Source organism: Aquiflexum sp. (genome assembly GCF_977115555.1).
Window position 1 is genome coordinate 1 of the sequence record NZ_CDSBKL010000400.1, and the last position, 3,576, is coordinate 3,576.

The window sequence follows — 3,576 nt, forward strand, 5'->3', positions numbered from 1 at the left end:
ATATTCCATTTTCCACATAATTGATTGATTCGCCGATAACTATAAATTGCATCAAAACGGCATCTTGGACCAAACCATTTTCACAAAAAGCCAACTTATCCAATCCCTTCACATAACGCTCAATTTCAGAAATAGCTTTGAGGATTTGATCCAATCTGAATTGGCTGTCCATATGCTTATCTTTCATATATGAGCTTTAGGTCCTCTTTGACATGCTCCAAAATATAGGGCTTGAAAGAATCGATAAAACCCACATCCACTTTTCTGTTGATGATTTTTTCCAATTCATGCTGTATTTCCACCAAATCAAAATAGGAAAAATTTGCATCTGCCTGTATAGCAATGTCCACATCGCTTTTGGGTCCATCGTCTTTTCTTGAGAAAGATCCATAAATCCAAGCCTTTTCCACTTGTTTGAATTTGCTGATAGCATTTTGAATTTTTTTCAAAAGCTCATTCCTGTCAATTTTCCTAAAAGCGATATATGCTGCCCTTTCCTCTGCCACTTTCAAAGCCTCCAAACCGATCTCCTCTTCTTGGACTTCATACAAGACCTTATCTGCCAAAAATGCCAACAACAACTCTTTTTCTGGAACCTGAAAATAGGTCGCAAGTTTAACCACCAATTCCCGGTTTGGCCTTCTCAATCCCCGTTCTATTTTACTCAAAATAGCCTGGTCAATATCGAGGTATGCAGCTACCGTTCGCAAAGGCATTCCCCTTTCTTCCCTCAATTTTCTGATAGTTTCTCCCAGACTTAGCATATTCTAAACTGTTTTTTTGACAATAAACGTTTTGACTAATTTTGTCAAAAATAAAAAAATTGAAAAGGAAATCCAATTACTTTGCCTATTGATTGAAAGTGATAATCCAACAGGGGGTGATTCCTATTTTTTAATTCCTGCAGAATTGTGATAATCAATCTCTCAAAAATGGACTTCTGATCAAATACCAAAAAGTCTGCTTTCTTTCTTCATCAAATTCTGCCAATCCCAACTTCACCTGCTCGGCGGGTTTGTATTTGAACGTACCAAAAATCCTGTCCCAAAGTATAAAGATGTCCGCAAAGTTGGAGTCGGTATAATGCTGATCCTGATCGTGGTGAATCTTGTGGAAGTTAGGTGTGGTGATGACCAAGCCAATGGTTTTGTCCCACCAAGCCGGGAACTTTAGATTAGAATGTTCTATGACCAGAAAAGGAGTCAATACCAAAAAATAAACCCCGATGACAAGCAGATCCAAACCAAAAATAGCTGAGATAAAGATGGGGGCACTTCCAAACCAGAAAAGGACTTCAATCGGATGGGAGCGGAAATAGTTGGAAGAATCCATGCTCGTGTCGCTGTGATGAACCCTGTGAAACCGCCACAAAACAGGAGACAGATGTGACAACCTATGAAACCAATAAGTACCTAAATCCAAAATCAAAACACCCAAAATAAGCTTTAACCATAAAGGAATTTCAAGCATGTAGAACAATCCCATTTCATTCTGATTGAGCCATTCGATACAGAGAACGAAGAAACCTGCCCAAAATAAGTTGCCGATCAGGAATACCACCTGAAACAGGACGCTGTTCCAAAAATGCTTTCCCCTTTCTTTAAATGGAAATTGGGTACTTAGGACATGTTCCAAAATAAAGAACATCGCAATCAGTCCGACGGCAATGTAATTGAGGTCAATGCTGAGGAGGTATTCAAGAGTTTCCATTGGGCAGTTCGGGATGGATTTTTTATTATTTCAATTTTAGGGTTAAACTTTTGTCCAATAACAAAACCGTATTCAACATGATATTGGCGCCTTTTGCCATTTCTGATGGAGAGGAATATTCCTTTGGATTGTGGCTGATGCCGTCTTTGCTCGGGATAAAGACAAGTCCGATAGGTCCCAGTTTAGCCATTTCCTGCACATCATGACCGGCACCACTTTGCATACTGATGTAAGAAATCCCAAAAGATTCGGCTGCCTGAACCATTTTATCCTGAATTTCTCTGCTTGCCATAGTGGGAGTTGAAGCAAGGTTGAGGTTCTCAAATTTGATTTCAGTATTTGTTTCTTTGGCGATCTGTTCAGCACGTTTTTCTACATCAGCAAACATTTTCTTGATCTTTTCTTCGGAAAGGTCACGCATCTGAAGGCTCATTTCCACTTTTCCCGGAATGATATTGGGAGCACCGGATGGAACAGTTATTTTTCCCACACTTCCGACTTGAGTTCCCTCATAGCTATTGACAACTTCATTGACTGCGATCACCAATTTGGAAGCCGCTATCAGCGCATCTTGTCTGTCATTCATTGGCGTACTTCCGGCATGATTTGCCATGCCGATAACAGTAATGTCCCAATCGTCTATCCCAACAATCCCTTCTACAATTGCCACATCAATCCCCTGTTTTTCGAGGACTTTGCTTTGCTCAATATGGATTTCAAGAAAGGCAGCCAAATCCCCGTTTTTCCTGATCACTTCATCCAATCTGTCAGGATTTCCTCCAATGGCTTTGATCCCTTCGGCAATTGTCAAACCACTCGCACTTTTTTGTGACAAAGCCTCCTTTTTCAGATTCCCTGTCATTGCCCTGCTCCCGACCAATCCTCCTTCTTCGTTTTGGAAAATGATGACTTCCAAAGGATGGTCTGTGATGATTTTGTTTTCATTGAGTACTTCGATGATTTCCAAAGCAGTGATGGAACCGTAAGCACCGTCATAGTTTCCGCCATTGGGAACCATGTCGATGTGGGAACCAAAGGCAATGGGTTTTTTGGAAGGGTCCTTCCCTGCCCTTTTGCCAACGATATTCCCCGCAAAGTCTATGTGAACCTCAAGACCTGCCTTTCGCATCAAGTCCATGAAATAAGCCCTTCCGGCAATATCTCCTTGGCTGTATGCTACCCTTTGGCCTTCTCCTTTTTCATTTTTCCCAAACTCCGCCAGTTCAAATATCCGCTGTTCAATCCTTTTTTCATTGACCTTGACTTGGGCAAGTACTGATAAAGCAAAAAACACAAAAGTGACTGCCAGTAAAATTGATTTCATACTTATTGAATTTTTCATTTTCGATTTTTGCTTTTTTTATCCTTCTTAAAATGAATTTACCTTTTCAGAATCGTTTGGATATCCCGTGACATAAGGTATTGGTTGAACTTTGGAATCTCCTCCTCCATCAGTCTTTTGTATTGGACTTGAATGTCGTCCAGCTGTTTTCTGAAGATATTATAAACTTCCATTTGTTGATTGGTCGGCTTGAAATCAGCTCCAAATCCGCCGGTATCACTAGCCAAAGCACTGATTCTTCCATAGAGTTTCATAGGATTTCTAAAGGCATCTTCCCTTGCTCCGGTCAAATTGACATCAAATAACATTCCTTCCACTTCAAGTATTTTATCTTCAAGTTCTTTGGCCTTGGTGACTATTTGTTCATCCTCATTCATCATAGTCAATTCCTCAAGTTCTTTGCGTATGGTTTCTATCTCATTGATGGCAACCACCACTTCGTTCATTGCGGCATTCAGTTTCAGTGAGAACTCAACCTGTTTCTGAGTATCTTCTATAGATCCGGCAGTAATTGGGTCCTTGAT

The 3,576-nt window shown here is 40.4% G+C and carries 4 protein-coding genes and 1 pseudogene; all 5 read right to left on the reverse strand.

Annotated features, from left to right (window positions below; translation table 11 throughout):
• Positions 1–187, reverse strand: a 187-nt coding sequence (locus ACZFYI_RS17335) for a HepT-like ribonuclease domain-containing protein (RefSeq protein ID WP_462525384.1), incomplete at its 3' end; no start/stop codon positions are given.
• Positions 177–764 carry a helix-turn-helix domain-containing protein gene (locus ACZFYI_RS17340; protein ID WP_462525385.1) on the reverse strand — a complete coding sequence of 196 codons (588 nt, stop codon included), beginning with the start codon at positions 762–764 and terminating at the stop codon, positions 177–179. The genes ACZFYI_RS17340 and ACZFYI_RS17335, both read right to left, overlap by 11 nt.
• Before the next feature lie 154 nt (positions 765–918).
• On the reverse strand, positions 919–1,710 hold the full coding sequence (locus ACZFYI_RS17345; RefSeq protein WP_462525386.1) for a sterol desaturase family protein: 792 nt from the start codon (positions 1,708–1,710) through the stop codon (positions 919–921).
• 25 nt (positions 1,711–1,735) lie between these two features.
• On the reverse strand, positions 1,736–3,034 hold the full coding sequence (locus ACZFYI_RS17350) for a M20 family metallo-hydrolase (RefSeq protein WP_462525387.1): 1,299 nt from the start codon (positions 3,032–3,034) through the stop codon (positions 1,736–1,738).
• Between the two features lie 56 nt (positions 3,035–3,090).
• Positions 3,091–3,576, reverse strand: a pseudogene (locus ACZFYI_RS17355) (glycosyl hydrolase); the annotation flags it as partial.